The organism is Salmonella sp. FC25216 (genome assembly GCF_057751355.1).
In genome coordinates, this window is the sequence record NZ_JBDGON010000006.1 from 148,364 (window position 1) to 165,540 (window position 17,177).

At 56.1% G+C, this 17,177-nt stretch carries 16 protein-coding genes and 1 pseudogene; 15 read left to right on the top strand and 2 right to left on the bottom strand.

Annotated features, from left to right (window positions below; all coding sequences use genetic code 11):
- Positions 1–12: 12 nt before the first annotated feature.
- Positions 13–963 carry a transaldolase gene (gene tal, locus AC3G3F_RS13715; RefSeq protein WP_079817377.1) on the bottom strand — a complete coding sequence of 317 codons (951 nt, stop codon included), beginning with the start codon at positions 961–963 and terminating at the stop codon, positions 13–15.
- Positions 964–1,234: 271 nt separating this feature from the next.
- Between tal and maeB the strand changes: the two genes are divergently transcribed.
- On the top strand, positions 1,235–3,514 hold the full coding sequence (gene maeB, locus AC3G3F_RS13720; RefSeq protein ID WP_070802028.1) for an NADP-dependent oxaloacetate-decarboxylating malate dehydrogenase: 2,280 nt from the start codon (positions 1,235–1,237) through the stop codon (positions 3,512–3,514).
- 270 nt (positions 3,515–3,784) lie between these two features.
- A pseudogene (locus AC3G3F_RS13725) lies at positions 3,785–4,023 on the top strand (arylsulfatase); the annotation flags it as partial.
- Positions 4,024–4,066: 43 nt separating this feature from the next.
- Here AC3G3F_RS13725 and AC3G3F_RS13730 read toward each other — a convergent pair.
- Positions 4,067–5,308 carry an anaerobic sulfatase maturase gene (locus AC3G3F_RS13730; protein WP_488395165.1) on the bottom strand — a complete coding sequence of 414 codons (1,242 nt, stop codon included), beginning with the start codon at positions 5,306–5,308 and terminating at the stop codon, positions 4,067–4,069.
- A 312-nt stretch (positions 5,309–5,620) separates the two neighbouring features.
- Here AC3G3F_RS13730 and eutS point away from each other — a divergent pair, with 312 nt between their 5' ends.
- The 13 genes from eutS to eutB all read left to right on the top strand — a co-directional run bounded on the left by eutS (position 5,621) and on the right by eutB (position 17,167).
- The gene (gene eutS, locus AC3G3F_RS13735; RefSeq protein WP_001031443.1) at positions 5,621–5,956 is read left to right on the top strand and encodes an ethanolamine utilization microcompartment protein EutS; all 336 of its coding nucleotides are present in this window, start codon (positions 5,621–5,623) and stop codon (positions 5,954–5,956) included.
- 12 nt (positions 5,957–5,968) lie between these two features.
- Positions 5,969–6,448 carry an ethanolamine utilization acetate kinase EutP gene (gene eutP / locus AC3G3F_RS13740; protein ID WP_023248159.1) on the top strand — a complete coding sequence of 160 codons (480 nt, stop codon included), beginning with the start codon at positions 5,969–5,971 and terminating at the stop codon, positions 6,446–6,448.
- Positions 6,426–7,115 (top strand): ethanolamine utilization acetate kinase EutQ, encoded by a 690-nt coding sequence (eutQ, locus tag AC3G3F_RS13745; protein WP_079817380.1) that lies wholly within the window; start codon positions 6,426–6,428, stop codon positions 7,113–7,115. Before eutP ends, eutQ begins: the two co-directional genes overlap by 23 nt.
- A complete protein-coding gene (gene eutT / locus AC3G3F_RS13750; RefSeq protein ID WP_023248157.1) occupies positions 7,112–7,915 on the top strand; it encodes an ethanolamine utilization cob(I)yrinic acid a,c-diamide adenosyltransferase EutT in 804 nt (267 codons plus the stop codon). Before eutQ ends, eutT begins: the two co-directional genes overlap by 4 nt.
- Complete coding sequence (gene pta, locus AC3G3F_RS13755) at positions 7,912–8,928, top strand: phosphate acetyltransferase (protein ID WP_488395168.1); 1,017 nt, start codon at positions 7,912–7,914, stop codon at positions 8,926–8,928. The genes eutT and pta overlap by 4 nt, the downstream gene beginning before the upstream one ends.
- Positions 8,929–8,968: 40 nt before the next feature.
- On the top strand, positions 8,969–9,259 hold the full coding sequence (gene eutM / locus AC3G3F_RS13760) for an ethanolamine utilization microcompartment protein EutM (protein ID WP_000387720.1): 291 nt from the start codon (positions 8,969–8,971) through the stop codon (positions 9,257–9,259).
- Between the two features lie 111 nt (positions 9,260–9,370).
- Positions 9,371–9,658 (top strand): ethanolamine utilization microcompartment protein EutN, encoded by a 288-nt coding sequence (gene eutN, locus AC3G3F_RS13765; RefSeq protein ID WP_023248155.1) that lies wholly within the window; start codon positions 9,371–9,373, stop codon positions 9,656–9,658.
- Positions 9,659–9,669: 11 nt separating this feature from the next.
- Positions 9,670–11,073, top strand: coding sequence for an aldehyde dehydrogenase family protein (locus tag AC3G3F_RS13770; protein WP_023248154.1), 1,404 nt, complete (start codon positions 9,670–9,672; stop codon positions 11,071–11,073).
- A gap of 10 nt (positions 11,074–11,083) precedes the next feature.
- Positions 11,084–11,923, top strand: coding sequence for an ethanolamine utilization protein EutJ (eutJ, locus tag AC3G3F_RS13775; protein ID WP_488395175.1), 840 nt, complete (start codon positions 11,084–11,086; stop codon positions 11,921–11,923).
- Positions 11,913–13,100 carry an ethanolamine utilization ethanol dehydrogenase EutG gene (gene eutG, locus AC3G3F_RS13780; protein WP_488395177.1) on the top strand — a complete coding sequence of 396 codons (1,188 nt, stop codon included), beginning with the start codon at positions 11,913–11,915 and terminating at the stop codon, positions 13,098–13,100. Before eutJ ends, eutG begins: the two co-directional genes overlap by 11 nt.
- 67 nt (positions 13,101–13,167) lie before the next feature.
- Positions 13,168–14,394: an ethanolamine utilization protein EutH gene (eutH, locus tag AC3G3F_RS13785; RefSeq protein WP_000512410.1), complete on the top strand. Its 1,227-nt coding sequence runs from the start codon at positions 13,168–13,170 to the stop codon at positions 14,392–14,394.
- A complete protein-coding gene (gene eutA / locus AC3G3F_RS13790; RefSeq protein ID WP_079836590.1) occupies positions 14,391–15,794 on the top strand; it encodes an ethanolamine ammonia-lyase reactivating factor EutA in 1,404 nt (467 codons plus the stop codon). Before eutH ends, eutA begins: the two co-directional genes overlap by 4 nt.
- A gap of 11 nt (positions 15,795–15,805) precedes the next feature.
- Complete coding sequence (gene eutB / locus AC3G3F_RS13795; protein ID WP_000769996.1) at positions 15,806–17,167, top strand: ethanolamine ammonia-lyase subunit alpha; 1,362 nt, start codon at positions 15,806–15,808, stop codon at positions 17,165–17,167.
- The last annotated feature ends 10 nt before the right edge of the window (positions 17,168–17,177 follow it).

The window sequence follows — 17,177 nt, forward strand, 5'->3', positions numbered from 1 at the left end:
CCGTGGCAAGGTTTATAGTTTGGCGGCAAGCAGGTCTTCCAGTTTGCGCTGGTCAACGGCAAAAAGGCGGATACCTTCCGACAGCTTCTCTACGGCCATCGCGTCCTGATTATGTTCCCAGCGGAACTCTGCTTCCGTCATTGGTGTAGGACGGTGGAACATCTGCGAGGAAGGCACCAGTTTACGGATCACCGGTTCTTCTTTTTCTTTCAACTCTTTAAGCAGGTTAGGGGAGATAGTCAGTCGATCGCAGCCGGTTAGCGCGAGGATTTGCTCAGTACGGCGGAAACTTGCGCCCATCACGATAGTTTCATAGCGATGCTGTTTAAAGTAATCGTAGATATTGCGTACCGATTTCACGCCGGGATCTTCCTCTACGACATACGGCTCCAGCGGACTACGCGCCTGATACCAGTCGTAAATTCGGCCCACGAACGGAGAGATCAAATAGACGCCCGCTTCGGCGCAGGCGCGCGCCTGGGCAAAAGAGAACAGCAACGTCAGGTTGCAATTAATGCCCTCTTTTTCGAGCTGCTCGGCGGCGCGGATACCTTCCCAGGTCGCGGCGAGTTTGATCAGAATGCGCGATTTATCAATGTCCTGCTGCTGATAGAGCTCCACCAGATGGCGCGCTTTCTCGATACTTTTTTCTTTATCGAACGATAACCGCGCGTCGACTTCAGTGGAGACGCGACCGGGAATACTTTTCAGTATTTCCGCGCCAAAATTGACCGCCAGTTTATCGCTGGCTGCCGCAACCTGCTGTTCCTGCGTACCGCCGTGTTTTTTCCCCCAGGCAATCGCATCCTCAATCAAATGACCATACTGCTCAAGCCCGGCGGCTTTTAACAGTAAAGAGGGATTTGTCGTGGCATCCTGCGGCTGGTAGTGGCGGATAGACTCGATGTCGCCGCTGTCGGCGACGACGGTAGTGAATTGTTTGATGCCGTCTAGCTGGTTCATAGGAAATACTCCTTGAAAAGTAAAGTGTTAGATGAGTGTGTTGATTCACACTTCTGAAAAATTCATACACTACATAACCAAAAAGCATAGCAGACAGGCATGGTATTGCTGGCATAAGCAGGTAACATGGCTGTTATAAGTTGATAACAAACTCTTGCGCCGCGTCGTGATAGTTTGCAGACCTTCAAAGTTTGTGTTGCGCAGTACGGTGATAATGTGCGGCGCACCAGGCCGCGTCACTTTTTGAACGATACGTGAAAGGAACAACAAGATGGATGAGCAGTTAAAACAAAGCGCCCTTGATTTCCACGAATTTCCGGTCCCAGGTAAAATTCAGGTTTCTCCGACTAAGCCCCTCGCCACCCAGCGCGATCTGGCGTTAGCTTACTCTCCAGGCGTGGCGGCGCCCTGCCTGGAAATTGAAAAAGATCCGCTGGCAGCCTATAAATACACCGCGCGCGGCAACCTTGTCGCGGTCATTTCCAACGGTACAGCGGTGCTGGGGTTAGGCAATATCGGCGCACTGGCCGGTAAGCCGGTCATGGAAGGCAAAGGCGTTCTGTTTAAAAAATTCGCCGGCATCGATGTGTTTGACATAGAAGTCGATGAGCTTGACCCGGATAAATTTATCAATGTGGTCGCGGCGCTGGAGCCGACCTTTGGCGGCATTAACCTCGAAGATATTAAAGCGCCGGAATGTTTCTATATTGAGCAGAAACTGCGCGAGCGAATGAACATCCCGGTCTTCCATGACGACCAGCACGGAACGGCGATCATCAGTACTGCCGCGATTCTTAATGGCCTGCGAGTAGTAGAGAAAAATATTTCCGACGTGCGGATGGTCGTCTCCGGCGCAGGAGCGGCGGCAATCGCTTGTATGAACCTACTGGTCGCGTTGGGGATGCAAAAGCACAACATCGTGGTTTGCGACTCTAAAGGCGTTATTTACAAAGGCCGTGAGCCGAATATGGCGGAGACCAAAGCGGCCTATGCGGTAGACGACAGCGGCAAGCGCACGCTGGATGATGTCATTGACGGCGCGGATATTTTCCTCGGCTGTTCAGGCCCGAAAGTGCTGACTCAGGAGATGGTGAAGAAAATGGCCCGCGCGCCAATGATTCTGGCGCTGGCCAACCCGGAGCCGGAAATTCTGCCGCCGCTGGCGAAAGAAGTGCGTCCGGACGCCATTATCTGTACCGGTCGTTCCGACTATCCTAATCAGGTTAACAACGTATTGTGTTTCCCGTTTATCTTCCGCGGCGCTCTGGACGTCGGCGCGACGGCGATCAACGAAGAGATGAAACTGGCGGCGGTACATGCGATTGCCGAGCTGGCACATGCCGAACAGAGCGAAGTGGTGGCCTCGGCCTATGGCGATCAGGATCTGAGCTTTGGCCCGGAATACATTATTCCGAAACCGTTCGACCCGCGTCTGATTGTCAAAATCGCTCCAGCGGTCGCGAAAGCGGCAATGGATTCCGGCGTGGCGACGCGCCCGATTGCTGACTTTGATGCCTATATTGATAAGCTGACCGAGTTTGTCTACAAAACCAACCTGTTCATGAAGCCGATCTTCTCGCAGGCACGTAAAGATCCGAAGCGCGTAGTTCTGCCGGAAGGGGAAGAGGCGCGCGTGCTGCACGCGACCCAGGAGTTGATAACCCTGGGGCTGGCGAAGCCTATCCTGATCGGGCGCCCGAGCGTGATCGAAATGCGTATCCAGAAGCTGGGGTTGCAGATCAAAGCGGGCGTTGATTTCGAGATCGTGAATAATGAATCCGATCCGCGCTTCAAAGAGTACTGGAGCGAGTATTACCAGATCATGAAGCGTCGTGGGGTAACTCAGGAACAGGCGCAGCGTGCGATGATCGGCAACCATACGGCCATTGGCGCGATCATGGTGCAGCGTGGGGAAGCGGATGCGATGATCTGCGGCACCATCGGCGACTATCATGAGCATTTCAGCGTGGTGAAAGCAGTCTTTGGCTACCGTGACGGCGTGCATACGGCAGGGGCGATGAACGCCTTACTGCTGCCAAGCGGCAACACTTTTATTGCCGATACTTATGTTAACGAAGATCCCACGCCGGAACAGTTGGCGGAGATCACCGTGATGGCGGCGGAAACCGTTCGCCGCTTTGGTATTGAGCCTAAAGTTGCGCTGCTGTCGCACTCTAACTTTGGTTCCTCAAATTCGCTGTCCGCCAGCAAAATGCGCGAAACCCTTGAGCGGGTGCGCGAACGAGCGCCTGATCTGATGATTGACGGTGAGATGCACGGCGATGCGGCGTTGGTAGAAAGTATTCGTAATGACCGGATGCCGGATAGCCCGCTGAAGGGGTCCGCCAATATTCTGGTGATGCCGAATATGGAAGCCGCCCGCATTAGTTACAACTTACTACGTGTCTCCAGTTCCGAAGGCGTCACGGTCGGCCCGGTACTGATGGGCGTGTCTAAACCAGTACATGTATTAACGCCGATCGCCTCTGTACGCCGTATCGTGAATATGGTGGCGTTAGCGGTGGTTGAAGCGCAAACCACGCCGCTTTAATAACGCATTACTCTCTTCTGGCGCAGGTTCTCCTGCGCTTTTTTATGCGCCGTAGCGATAATAATCATTTATATAATTTATTATAATGATATTTGCCTTATTAAAGTTAATAAAATGATATTAATAAAAAGGTTTGGCATAAATAGGTCTTGAGTTATATTCATGAGCTAATCAATAACAATGTTATATTTATTTTAATGATGCTTATAATATGATTTTACATTTATTCATTCGAGGCGGGTATCGTTAATGAAAGCCGACTGTTTACAACAATATCATTTGCTTATCCAGCAGCCTTTCGCTTTCACGCAAACCGGTTATCAGACGGATTCACTGGCGCCATTACAAAAACAGCAGGTACGACAGTCTTTAACCTTTATCCTAATCCTCAGGAAGACGATAGCGTAGGCGTAAGACATATCCCTATGGGCGTCCCTTTACAGGCTAAAGTCCATAATTACATGGAAATTCTGAAAAAACATCCGCCGAAAGTACACATTAAATTGTAATACGCGATATATGAATAACCCGCCTTTACGAGGCAGGTTAATTTTACTTATCGCTTCTGGCGTAATGTAAATGAGCATGCATAATATCGCTGGCCGGACGTCCCATTGCCATCAAATCAGCCATTGCTTTCAGATAGGGAGGTAAATGCTGGAAATAGGCGCGAAACCCTGCGCATAAATAATTGAGTCCGGGCTTACCCTCTTTTGTTAATGCAAAACGGTGTTTAGAGCAACCACCCCAGCAAGCGCATAGTACCGGGCATTGCCGACATTGCTCGGGTAGCGTTGCATATTTATCTTTGCCAAACGCCTTCTGCTGTGGGGAATCCAACATAGCAGCGAACGTTTGTTCGTTAAGATTGCCTAAATGGAACTGTGGATAAACGTAATGATCGCAGGCATAGACATCGCCATTATGCTCGACCACCACCGAACGCCCGCAGGTCGGTTGATGGTGGCAGACCGTTCCCGGCGCGCCGACGAAATTCGCGAATGCCCATTCGATATTCATGACGAACACCTTACCGACATCGCGCGTGATCCACCTGTCAAAAACGGCGCACAGAAACCGACCATAGTCTTCGGGAATAACAGACCAGTCGGTTAATGTACCGCAGGCGTCGCCCGGCGCGTGTAGCGTCAGCCCCGATTGCTGTGCAGATTCATCAGCCAGACGCTCGACGACGGGGATAAACTGAATAAACTCCACGCCGCTGGCGACGAGAAAATCATAAATTTTTTCCGCCGAGCGAGCGCTGCGTCGGTTAACGCAGGCCAGTACGTTGTACTCTACGCCATGTTGCTGGAGCAGGGCCAACGCCCGCATGACCAGTTTATGCGTTGGACGTCCGCCTTTCGTCAACCGGTATTCATTATGAATCTCTTCAGGACCATCGAGCGACAGGCCGATCAGGAAATGGTGGCGAACAAAGAACTCGCACCACGCATCGTCCAGCAGGACGCCATTGGTTTGAAAACTATTGGAGATCTGCCGCCCTGCGCCGTATTTGGCCTGCAACGCGACGGCGCGACGATAAAACTCCAGCCCCAACAGTGTAGGCTCGCCGCCTTGCCAGATAAAGGCGACTTCCGCTTCCGGCGCGACAGATACGATGTAATCACGTACATAGCGCTCCAGCATGGCGTCAGTCATTCTTGGTTGCGGCGTATGGTTATACAGAGCGTGCTTTTCAAGATAAAAGCAGTAGGCGCAGTTGAGATTACAGTCTGAACCGCTGGGCTTCGCCATAGCATGAAAGGCTCGGGTGGGGATATTCTGGAACATATTGCGCTTACCCTTATTTTTTCATTGAATCTGTACTATGCGGAAATCGAGTGATACGAATTATTTTTATCGATGGTAGTAATACAAAGAATATCCGGTGAGACATTTATTGCGGAAAAGGCTTAAATTCAGAATTACGCCTGAAAATGTGATGTGCCACGATATTTATTGTTAACACCTTCGATAGAAGTAATTTTTATTTTCTTTTTCTTAGTGATCTACCTCACCTTTTACATCACCTTGCCGAATTTTGTTATTTACTCCGACAAAAAATTGCCACGATAACGGCAGATTCAGTGGAGACGGTGAGCAATGAATAAAGAACGCATTATTCAGGAATTTGTGCCGGGCAAACAGGTTACGCTGGCGCATCTCATTGCGCACCCCGGTGATGAACTGGCGAAAAAGATCGGCGTTCCCGAATCTGGTGCGATTGGCATTATGACCTTAACGCCAGGGGAAACGGCCATGATCGCGGGTGATTTAGCGATGAAGGCTGCTGATGTACACATCGGTTTTCTCGACAGATTTAGCGGTGCGCTGGTGATTTATGGCACCGTCGGCGCAGTAGAAGAAGCGCTATTACAGACGGTCAGCGGGCTGGGGCGATTATTAAACTTTACTCTGTGTGAGTTAACGAAAAGCTAATTGGTGGCGGTAATGAAACGTATTGCTTTTGTCGGCGTGGTCGGTGCCGGAAAAACAACACTTTTTAACGCGTTACGGGGAAATTATTGCCTCGCCAGAAAAACGCAGGCCGTGGAATTTAATGATCATGGCGATATCGATACGCCGGGTGAATATTTTAGCCATCCTCGTTGGTATCACGCCTTAATCACCACGTTGCAGGATGTAGACACGCTGATTTATGTCCACGCGGCAAACGATAAAGAAAGTCGCTTACCTGCCGGGTTATTGGATGTTGGAACCCGTAAACGACATATCGCCGTCATCAGCAAAACGGACATGCCGGATGCCGACGTCGCCGCTGCGCGGCAGTTGCTTTGCGAGATGGGATTCCGGGAGCCGATTTTCGAGCTCAACGGCCACGACCCGCAAAGCGTGCGGCAGTTGGTGGATTATCTGGCGGCTCTCAGTGAACAGGAGGAAGAGGCAGGTGAAAAAACTTATCACAGCTAACGATATTCGTGCAGCCCACGCCCGCGGCGAACAGGCGATGTCGGTAGTGCTGCGCGCCAGCATTATTACCCCGGAGGCTCGCGAAGTGGCGGAATTACTGGGCTTCACGATTACCGAATGCGACGAATCCGTCCCGGTATCCACGTCGACAGGAGCGTGTAAAAGCGAAAGCCAGCGCATTCGGGAAACCATCATCGCGCAGCTCCCGGAAGGGCAGTTTACTGAAAGCCTGGTGGCGCAGTTGATGGAAAAAGTGCTGAAGGAAAAGCAGTCGCTGGAACTGGGGACGATGCAACCGAGCTTTACATCAGTTATCGGCAAAGGCGGCGTGAAAGTTATCGACGGCGGTAGCGTGAAATTTGGCCGCTTCGACGGCGCCGAGCCGCACTGCGTCGGCTTAACCGATCTGGTTACAGAGCAGGACGGCAGCAGTATGGCCGCCGGGTTTATGCAGTGGGACAACGCCTTTTTTCCGTGGACGCTGAACTACGACGAAATCGATATGGTGCTGGAGGGCGAACTACATGTGCGCCATGAAGGCGAAACTATGATTGCCAAAGCCGGAGATGTGATGTTCATCCCCAAAGGCTCCAGCATTGAATTTGGCACGCCGACGACCGTGCGCTTTCTGTACGTCGCCTGGCCTGCGAACTGGCAATCCGTATGAACGATTTCATCACCGAAACGTGGCTCAGAGCGAACCATACGCTCAGCGAAGGATCGGAGATCCATTTGCCCGCTGATGCACGCCTGACGCCCTCGGCCCGGGAACTGCTGGAAAGCCGACACCTGCGCATTAAGTTTCTGGATCAGCAAGGCAGGCTGTTTGTCGATGATGACGAACAGCAGCCGCAGCCGGTACATGGCTTAACCAGTAGCGATACGCACCCACAGGCCTGCTGTGAACTGTGCCGCCAGCCGGTGGTGAAAAAGTCCGATACGCTAACCCATCTGACGGCGGAAAAAATGGTCGCCAAAAGCGATCCGCGCCTCGGTTTTCGCGCCGCGCTCGATAGCGCCATCGCGCTGACCGTGTGGCTGCAAATCGAGCTGACGGAACCGTGGCAGCCGTGGCTTTTCGATATCCGCTCGCGGCTGGGCAACATTATGCGCGCCGACGCTATAGATGAGCCGCTGGCTGAGCAGGCGATTGTCGGCTTGAACTCGGATGAACTGCATCGGTTGTCCCATCAACCGCTGCGCTACCTCGATCACGATCATCTGGTGCCGGAGGCCAGCCACGGTCGCGATGTGGCGCTGCTTAATCTGCTGCGAACCAAAGTACGCGAAACGGAAACCCTCGCCGCACAGGTGTTTATTACCCGTAGTTTTGAGGTCTTGCGTCCGGACATTTTGCAGGCGCTGAACCGTCTCTCCAGCACGGTTTACGTGATGATGATTTTGAGCGTGGCGAAACATCCGCTGACGGTCGCCCAAATTCAACAACGGCTGGGAGAGAAGCCATGATCATTGAACGCGCCCGCGAACTGGCGGTACGCGCCCCCGCCAGAGTTGTCTTTCCCGATGCGCTGGATGAACGCGTGCTGAAAGCGGCGCATTACCTGCAACAGCACGGTCTGGCACGCCCTGTTCTGGTCGCCAGTCCGTTTGCGCTGCGTCAGTTTGCCCTCAGTCACCGTATGGCGATGGATGGCATTCAGGTCATCGACCCACATAGCAATCTGAGTATGCGCCAGCGTTTTGCGCAACGCTGGCTTGCCCGCGCCGGAGAAAAAACGCCGCCGGACGCAGTGGAAAAGCTTAGCGACCCGCTGATGTTCGCTGCCGCCATGGTGAGCGCCGGTGAGGCTGATGTGTGTATCGCAGGCAACCTGTCGTCAACGGCGAATGTGCTGCGCGCAGGGCTGCGGGTGATTGGCCTGCAACCCGGTTGCAAAACATTGTCGTCTCTTTTCCTGATGCTGCCGCAGTACGCCGGTCCGGCATTAGGGTTCGCCGATTGCAGCGTGGTGCCGCAGCCGACGGCGGCGCAACTGGCGGATATCGCCATCGCCAGCGCCGACACCTGGCGAGCCATTACCGGCGAAGAACCGCGCGTGGCGATGCTGTCATTTTCAAGCAACGGCAGCGCCCGTCACCCCAATGTTGCCAACGTGCAACAGGCGACAGAGATCGTTCGCGAACGCGCGCCGCAACTGCTTGTGGACGGTGAATTGCAGTTTGACGCCGCTTTCGTACCGGAGGTCGCCGCGCAAAAAGCGCCTGAAAGCCCGCTGCAAGGCCGCGCCAACGTGATGATTTTCCCGTCGCTGGAGGCGGGCAATATTGGCTACAAAATCGCTCAGCGTCTGGGAGGCTATCGCGCTGTTGGGCCGCTAATTCAGGGGCTTGCCGCGCCGCTTCACGACCTCTCCCGAGGCTGTAGCGTGCAGGAAATTATCGAACTGGCGTTGGTGGCAGCCGTGCCGCGCCAGGCTGACGTGAGCCGCGAACGCAGCTTACACACACTGGTTGAATGAACGGTCCCGTTCTGGACCCCCTTAATGAGAGGAAAACACGATGGAAGCATTAGGAATGATTGAAACCCGGGGCCTGGTTGCGCTGATTGAGGCCTCAGATGCGATGGTAAAAGCCGCACGCGTGAAGCTGGTCGGCGTGAAGCAGATTGGCGGTGGCCTGGTTACGGCGATGGTGCGTGGCGATGTGGCGGCGTGTAAAGCCGCAACCGATGCTGGCGCCGCTGCGGCGCAGCGCATTGGCGAGCTGGTCTCCGTACACGTTATTCCACGCCCGCACGGCGATTTGGAAGAAGTGTTCCCGATCAGCTTCAAAGGCGACAGCAACATTTGATGGTAGGCCGGATAAGACGCGTAGCGTCGCCATCCGGCATTAATGCGCGCCATTCCTGATGGTGCGCAGATTCAAGGCCTACGACCCAACGGGCCATCCATGGAGGCGGATATGAAACTGGCAGTCGTCACAGGACAAATCGTATGTACCGTCCGCCATCAGGGACTGGCGCATGACAAATTGTTGATGGTGGAAATGATCGATGCCCAGGGCAACCCCGACGGGCAGTGTGCCGTCGCTATCGACAGTATCGGGGCGGGAACCGGAGAGTGGGTACTGCTGGTCAGCGGCAGTTCCGCACGCCAGGCGCATTGCAGCGAATTATCACCGGTCGATCTGTGCGTCATTGGCATCGTCGATGAAGTGGTGGCTGGCGGGAAAGTGGTTTTCCATAAATAGGACTGAACATCATGAATCAACAGGATATTGAACAGGTGGTGAAAGCGGTGCTGCTGAAAATGCAGGATAGCAGCAAGCCCACCGGCACCGTTCATGAGATGGGCGTTTTTGCCTCCCTGGATGACGCAGTGGCGGCAGCAAAACTGGCCCAGCAGGGGCTGAAAAGCGTGGCGATGCGTCAGCTTGCTATTCATGCCATTCGCGAGGCGGGCGAAAAACATGCCCGAGAATTAGCGGAACTTGCCGTCAGCGAAACCGGCATGGGACGCGTTGACGATAAATTTGCCAAAAACGTCGCTCAGGCGCGCGGCACGCCGGGCGTCGAGTGTTTATCTCCGCAGGTGCTGACCGGCGATAACGGGCTGACGCTGATTGAAAATGCGCCGTGGGGCGTGGTGGCCTCGGTCACGCCGTCCACCAATCCGGCGGCGACGGTGATTAATAACGCCATCAGCCTGATTGCCGCAGGCAACAGCGTCGTGTTTGCCCCGCATCCGGCGGCGAAAAAGGTCTCTCAGCGGGCAATCACCCTCCTCAATCAGGCGGTGGTCGCCGCCGGTGGCCCGGAAAATTTGCTGGTCACCGTGGCGAACCCGGATATCGAAACCGCCCAGCGGTTGTTCAAATATCCCGGTATTGGCCTGCTGGTGGTGACTGGCGGCGAAGCGGTGGTGGACGCGGCGCGCAAACATACTAATAAACGCCTGATCGCCGCCGGTGCCGGTAATCCCCCGGTGGTGGTGGATGAGACCGCCGACCTGCCGCGCGCCGCACAATCCATCGTCAAAGGCGCGTCGTTTGATAACAACATCATCTGTGCCGACGAAAAAGTGCTGATTGTGGTGGATAGCGTCGCCGACGAACTGATGCGTCTGATGGAAGGTCAGCACGCGGTGAAACTGACTGCCGCTCAGGCCGAACAGCTCCAGCCGGTGCTGCTGAAGAATATCGATGAACGCGGTAAAGGTACCGTCAGCCGTGACTGGGTCGGTCGTGACGCGGGCAAGATCGCAGCCGCCATCGGCCTGAACGTGCCGCAGCAAACGCGCCTGTTGTTCGTTGAAACCCCGGCCAGCCATCCGTTTGCCGTCACTGAAATGATGATGCCGGTATTGCCGGTGGTGCGGGTCGCCAACGTCGAAGACGCCATCGCTCTGGCGGTTCAATTGGAAGGCGGCTGCCATCATACGGCGGCGATGCACTCGCGCAACATTGACAACATGAACCTGATGGCGAACGCCATCGACACCAGTATTTTCGTCAAAAACGGGCCGTGCATTGCCGGGCTTGGGCTGGGTGGCGAAGGCTGGACCACTATGACCATCACCACGCCAACTGGTGAAGGCGTGACCAGCGCGCGTACCTTTGTGCGCCTGCGTCGCTGCGTACTAGTGGATGCGTTTCGCATTGTATAAGGGATGACTCATGGCGCACGACGAACAACTCTGGCTCACCACAAGACTGCAAAAAGCGGCGGCCCTGTGTCATCAGACGCCCGCTGCCAGCGACACACCGCTGTGGCTGGGTGTGGATTTGGGTACCTGTGACGTGGTGTCGATAGTGGTTGACTCTGACGCGCAGCCGGTGGCGGTGTGCCTTGACTGGGCAGACGTCGTGCGTGACGGCATCGTCTGGGATTTCTTCGGCGCGGTAACCATTGTGCGCCGCCATCTCGACACGCTCGAACAGCAGCTCGGCTGTCGCTTTACGCATGCGGCGACCTCGTTCCCGCCGGGCACTGACCCGCGTATTTCGATCAACGTGCTGGAGTCTGCCGGGTTAGAGGTCAGCCACGTACTGGATGAACCGACGGCGGTGGCGGATCTGCTGCAACTGGATAACGCGGGGGTGGTGGATATTGGCGGCGGTACTACCGGCATTGCCATCGTCAAGCAGGGCAAGGTGACTTACTCCGCCGATGAAGCCACTGGCGGGCATCATATCTCCCTGACGCTGGCGGGCAACCGCCGTATTCCCCTGGAAGAGGCGGAACAGTACAAGCGCAGCAACGCGCAGGAGATTTGGCCGGTAGTGAAGCCGGTGTACGAAAAGATGGCGGAGATCGTCGCTCGGCATATTGCCGGGCAGGGAGTGACAGATTTATGGCTGGCGGGCGGTTCCTGTATGCAGCCGGGCGTGGAGGCGTTATTTCGCCAGCGTTTCCCGGAGTTGCAGGTGCATTTACCGCAGCACAGCCTGTTTATGACCCCGCTGGCGATAGCCAATAGCGGGAGAGCGAAAGCGGAGGGACTCTATGCAAGCTGAACTGCAGACAGCGCTGTTTCAGGCATTCGACACCCTGAATCTGCAACGCGTGAAAACGTTCAGCGTACCGCCGGTCACGCTGTGCGGACTTGGGGCGCTCAGTGCCTGTGGACAGGAGGCGCAATCGCGGGGTTTAAGCCATCTGTTTGTGATGGTTGATAGTTTTCTGCATCAGGCGGGAATGACCGCGCCGCTGGCGCGCAGCCTGGCGATGAAGGGCGTCGCGATGACGGTCTGGCCGTGTCCGCCTGGTGAACCGTGCATTACCGATGTCTGCGCGGCGGTGGCGCAACTGCGTGAGGCGGCGTGCGACGGCGTAGTGGCTTTTGGCGGCGGTTCGGTGCTGGACGCGGCGAAAGCGGTCGCCCTGCTGGTGACGAACCCTGACCAGACGCTGAGCGTAATGACCGAGCGCAGTACATTACGCCCGCGTCTGCCGCTGATTGCGGTGCCGACCACCGCCGGAACCGGTTCAGAAACCACCAACGTGACGGTGATTATCGATGCGGTCAGCGGGCGCAAGCAGGTACTGGCACACGCGTCGCTAATGCCGGATGTGGCGATTCTTGATGCTGCCGTGACCGAAGGCGTTCCGCCAAACGTGACGGCGATGACCGGTATTGATGCGTTGACTCATGCGATTGAGGCCTACAGCGCGCTCAACGCCACGCCGTTTACCGACAGCCTGGCGATTGGCGCGATAGCGATGATTGGCAAATCGCTGCCGAAAGCCGTGGGTTACGGCCACGATCTGGCGGCGCGTGAAAATATGTTGCTGGCCTCCTGTATGGCGGGAATGGCCTTTTCCAGCGCCGGTCTGGGGTTGTGTCATGCGATGGCGCACCAGCCAGGGGCGGCACTGCATATTCCGCACGGCCAGGCTAACGCCATGCTGCTGCCAACGGTCATGGGCTTTAACCGGATGGTATGCCGCGAACGCTTCAGTCAAATCGGTCGGGCGTTAACCCATAAGAAATCGGACGATCGCGATGCGATTGCGGCGGTGAGCGAGCTGATTACCGAAGTGGGGCAGAGCAAACGGCTGGCTGACGCTGGCGCTAAACCCGAACACTACAGCGCCTGGGCGCAAGCCGCGCTGGAGGATATTTGTCTGCGCAGCAACCCGCGAACCGCTACCCAGGCCGACATTATCGAGCTGTATACGGCGGCGCAATAAACGCCGGATGGTGACGCTGGCGCGTCTTATCCGGCCTACAAATCATAAATGGCAGGGAGTAAGGGCTATGGGAATTAACGAAATCATCATGTACATCATGATGTTCTTTATGCTGATTGCCGCCGTGGACAGAGTCCTGTCGCAGTTCGGCGGGTCGGCGCGCTTCCTCGGTAAATTCGGCAAGAGTATCGAAGGGTCTGGCGGCCAGTTTGAAGAGGGCTTTATGGCGATGGGCGCGCTGGGACTGGCGATGGTCGGTATGACCGCGCTGGCGCCGGTGCTGGCGCATGTACTGGGGCCGGTTATTATCCCGGTATACGAAATGCTGGGCGCAAACCCATCCATGTTCGCCGGTACGCTGCTGGCCTGTGATATGGGCGGCTTCTTCCTCGCCAAAGAGCTGGCCGGTGGTGATGTCGCGGCGTGGCTATACTCAGGGTTAATACTTGGGTCGATGATGGGGCCGACCATTGTGTTCTCCATTCCGGTGGCGCTCGGCATTATCGAACCGTCTGACCGCCGCTACCTGGCGCTTGGCGTACTGGCGGGTATCGTCACCATTCCCATTGGCTGCATTGCGGGGGGGTTGATCGCCATGTACTCAGGCGTGCAGATCAATGGTCAGCCAGTGGAGTTTACCTTCGCGCTGATCCTGATGAACATGATCCCGGTATTGATCGTCGCGGTGCTGGTAGCGCTGGGGCTGAAGTTCATCCCGGAAAAAATGATCAACGGTTTCCAGATCTTCGCCAAATTTCTGGTGGCGCTGATCACCATCGGTCTGGCGGCTGCGGTGGTTAAATTCCTGTTGGGTTGGGAGTTGATTCCGGGACTCGACCCGATTTTTATGGCACCAGGCGACAAACCCGGCGAAGTGATGCGCGCCATTGAAGTGATCGGCTCTATCTCCTGCGTGCTGCTCGGCGCGTATCCGATGGTGCTGTTACTGACCCGCTGGTTTGAAAAACCGTTGATGAATGTCGGTAAACTGCTGAACGTAAATAATATTGCGGCGGCAGGCATGGTGGCGACCCTGGCGAACAATATCCCTATGTTCGGCATGATGAAGCAGATGGATACCCGCGGCAAAGTGATTAACTGCGCATTTGCCGTCTCTGCGGCGTTCGCGCTGGGCGACCATTTAGGCTTCGCCGCCGCGAATATGAACGCCATGATCTTCCCGATGATTGTCGGCAAGCTGATCGGCGGTGTGACGGCAATTGGCGTGGCGATGATGCTGGTGCCGAAAGATGACGCCGCACAGGTGAAAACCGAAGCGGAGGCGCAATCGTGAATACTCGCCAGCTACTGAGCGTCGGTATCGATATCGGCACCACCACCACGCAGGTGATCTTCTCGCGCCTGGAGTTGGTTAACCGTGCGGCGGTGTCGCAGGTGCCGCGCTACGAATTCATCAAACGCGACATTAGCTGGCAAAGCCCGGTCTTCTTTACGCCCGTGGATAAGCAGGGCGGTCTGAAAGAGGCAGAACTTAAAACGCTGATTCTGGCCCAGTATCAGGCCGCAGGCATCGCGCCTGAATCGGTGGACTCCGGGGCGATCATTATCACCGGTGAAAGCGCCAAAACCCGCAACGCCCGTCCGGCGGTCATGGCGCTCTCGCAATCGTTGGGCGACTTTGTGGTCGCCAGCGCCGGGCCGCATCTGGAATCGGTCATTGCCGGTCACGGCGCCGGGGCGCAAAGCTTGTCTGAGCAGCGGATGTGTCGGGTGCTGAATATTGATATCGGCGGCGGCACGTCTAACTACGCGCTGTTTGACGCGGGAAAAGTCAGCGGCACCGCCTGCCTTAACGTCGGTGGTCGCCTGCTGGAAACCGACGCTCAGGGGCGCGTGGTTTATGCCCATCAGCCGGGGCAGATGATTATCGATGAGGTGTTCGGTTCGGGTACTGATGCTCGCGCCTTAGCTGCCGCACAGTTAGGGCAGGTGGCGCGGCGGATGGCGGATCTCATCGTCGAGGTTATCGCCGGTGCGCTCTCGCCGCTGGCGCAATCGCTGATGCAAACCGGGCTGCTGCCCGCCGATATTACGCCGGAGGTGATCACCCTTTCCGGCGGGGTGGGCGAGTGCTATCGCCATCAGCCTGCCGACCCGTTCTGCTTTTCTGATATCGGACCGCTGCTGGCGACCGCGCTGCATGAACACCCGCGTCTGCGCGAGATGAACGTACAGTTTCCGGCGCAAACCGTGCGCGCCACGGTGATTGGCGCAGGGGCCCATACGCTCTCGCTTTCCGGCAGTACTATCTGGCTGGAAGACGTTCAACTGCCGCTGCGCAACCTGCCGGTGGCGATCCCGCAGGATGACGCCGATCTGGTGAACGCCTGGCGGCAGGCGCTTCTCCAGATCGATCTCGACCCGCAAACCGACGCTTACGTGCTGGCGCTTCCCGCCACGCTCCCGGTGCGTTACGCCACATTACTCACGGTCATCGACGCGCTGACGGCTTTTGTCGCGCGTTATCCCAATCCACATCCCCTGCTGGTGGTGGCCGAGCAGGATTTTGGTAAAGCGCTGGGCATGTTATTGCGCCCACAGTTACCGCAACTTCCGCTGGCGGTCATCGATGAGGTGGTCGTGCGGGCGGGAGACTATATCGATATTGGTACGCCTCTTTTTGGCGGATCGGTTGTGCCGGTGACGGTGAAATCACTCGCATTTCCTTCCTGAGGGAACGACTTATGAAACTAAAGACCACATTGTTCGGCAATGTTTATCAGTTTAAGGATGTAAAAGAGGTACTGGCTAAAGCTAACGAACTGCGTTCGGGGGATGTGCTGGCCGGGGTTGCTGCGGCAAGTTCTCAGGAGCGCGTAGCGGCAAAACAGGTACTGTCGGAAATGACGGTGGCGGATATCCGCAACAACCCGGTGATTGCCTATGAAGAGGACTGCGTGACGCGCCTGATTCAGGACGACGTCAACGAAACGGCCTATAACCGGATTAAAAACTGGAGCATCAGCGAACTGCGCGAATACGTGCTGAGCGATGAAACCTCCGTGGACGACATCGCGTTTACCCGCAAAGGCCTGACCTCCGAAGTGGTGGCGGCAGTGGCGAAAATCTGCTCCAACGCCGACCTGATCTACGGCGGCAAGAAAATGCCGGTGATCAAAAAAGCCAATACCACCATCGGTATTCCGGGCACCTTTAGCTGCCGTTTGCAGCCGAACGATACCCGTGACGATGTACAGAGTATCGCCGCGCAGATCTACGAAGGGCTTTCTTTCGGCGCAGGTGATGCGGTGATCGGCGTTAACCCGGTGACCGATGACGTGGAGAACCTGACTCGCGTGCTCGATACCGTTTACGGCGTTATCGATAAATTCACTATCCCGACGCAGGGCTGCGTGCTGGCGCACGTCACCACCCAGATTGAAGCGATACGCCGGGGCGCGCCGGGCGGACTGATTTTCCAGAGCATTTGCGGCAGCGAGAAGGGCTTAAAAGAGTTCGGCGTGGAGCTGGCGATGCTCGATGAAGCACGGGCAGTGGGGGCAGAGTTCAACCGCATCGCCGGGGAAAACTGCCTGTACTTTGAAACCGGACAGGGTTCAGCGCTGTCGGCTGGTGCGAACTTTGGTGCCGACCAGGTGACGATGGAAGCGCGTAATTATGGCCTGGCGCGGCACTACGATCCGTTCCTGGTTAACACCGTGGTGGGCTTTATCGGGCCGGAATATCTCTACAACGATCGGCAGATTATCCGCGCCGGTCTCGAAGATCACTTTATGGGCAAGCTGAGCGGCATCTCCATGGGCTGCGACTGCTGCTACACCAACCATGCCGACGCCGACCAGAATCTCAACGAAAACCTGATGATTCTGCTCGCCACCGCTGGCTGTAACTACATCATGGGGATGCCGCTCGGCGACGACATCATGCTCAACTACCAGACCACCGCCTTCCACGATACCGCCACCGTCCGTCAGTTGCTGAATTTACGACCGTCGCCGGAGTTTGAACGCTGGCTGGAAACGATGGGCATTATGGCAAATGGTCGTCTGACCAAACGGGCGGGCGATCCGTCACTGTTCTTCTGATGACGCGGGG

Excerpts from the sequence above, each read along its gene's own strand:
- AC3G3F_RS13770 (WP_023248154.1), top strand. The coding sequence starts at position 9,670 with ATGAATCAACAGGATATTGAACAGGTGGTGAAAGCGGTGCTGCTGAAA.
- eutH (WP_000512410.1), top strand. The coding sequence starts at position 13,168 with ATGGGAATTAACGAAATCATCATGTACATCATGATGTTCTTTATGCTG.
- eutG (WP_488395177.1), top strand. The coding sequence starts at position 11,913 with ATGCAAGCTGAACTGCAGACAGCGCTGTTTCAGGCATTCGACACCCTG.
- tal (WP_079817377.1), bottom strand. The coding sequence starts at position 963 with ATGAACCAGCTAGACGGCATCAAACAATTCACTACCGTCGTCGCCGAC.
- eutB (WP_000769996.1), top strand. The coding sequence starts at position 15,806 with ATGAAACTAAAGACCACATTGTTCGGCAATGTTTATCAGTTTAAGGAT.
- AC3G3F_RS13730 (WP_488395165.1), bottom strand. The coding sequence starts at position 5,308 with ATGTTCCAGAATATCCCCACCCGAGCCTTTCATGCTATGGCGAAGCCC.
- maeB (WP_070802028.1), top strand. The coding sequence starts at position 1,235 with ATGGATGAGCAGTTAAAACAAAGCGCCCTTGATTTCCACGAATTTCCG.
- eutN (WP_023248155.1), top strand. The coding sequence starts at position 9,371 with ATGAAACTGGCAGTCGTCACAGGACAAATCGTATGTACCGTCCGCCAT.
- eutP (WP_023248159.1), top strand. The coding sequence starts at position 5,969 with ATGAAACGTATTGCTTTTGTCGGCGTGGTCGGTGCCGGAAAAACAACA.
- pta (WP_488395168.1), top strand. The coding sequence starts at position 7,912 with ATGATCATTGAACGCGCCCGCGAACTGGCGGTACGCGCCCCCGCCAGA.
- eutJ (WP_488395175.1), top strand. The coding sequence starts at position 11,084 with ATGGCGCACGACGAACAACTCTGGCTCACCACAAGACTGCAAAAAGCG.
- eutM (WP_000387720.1), top strand. The coding sequence starts at position 8,969 with ATGGAAGCATTAGGAATGATTGAAACCCGGGGCCTGGTTGCGCTGATT.
- eutT (WP_023248157.1), top strand. The coding sequence starts at position 7,112 with ATGAACGATTTCATCACCGAAACGTGGCTCAGAGCGAACCATACGCTC.
- eutS (WP_001031443.1), top strand. The coding sequence starts at position 5,621 with ATGAATAAAGAACGCATTATTCAGGAATTTGTGCCGGGCAAACAGGTT.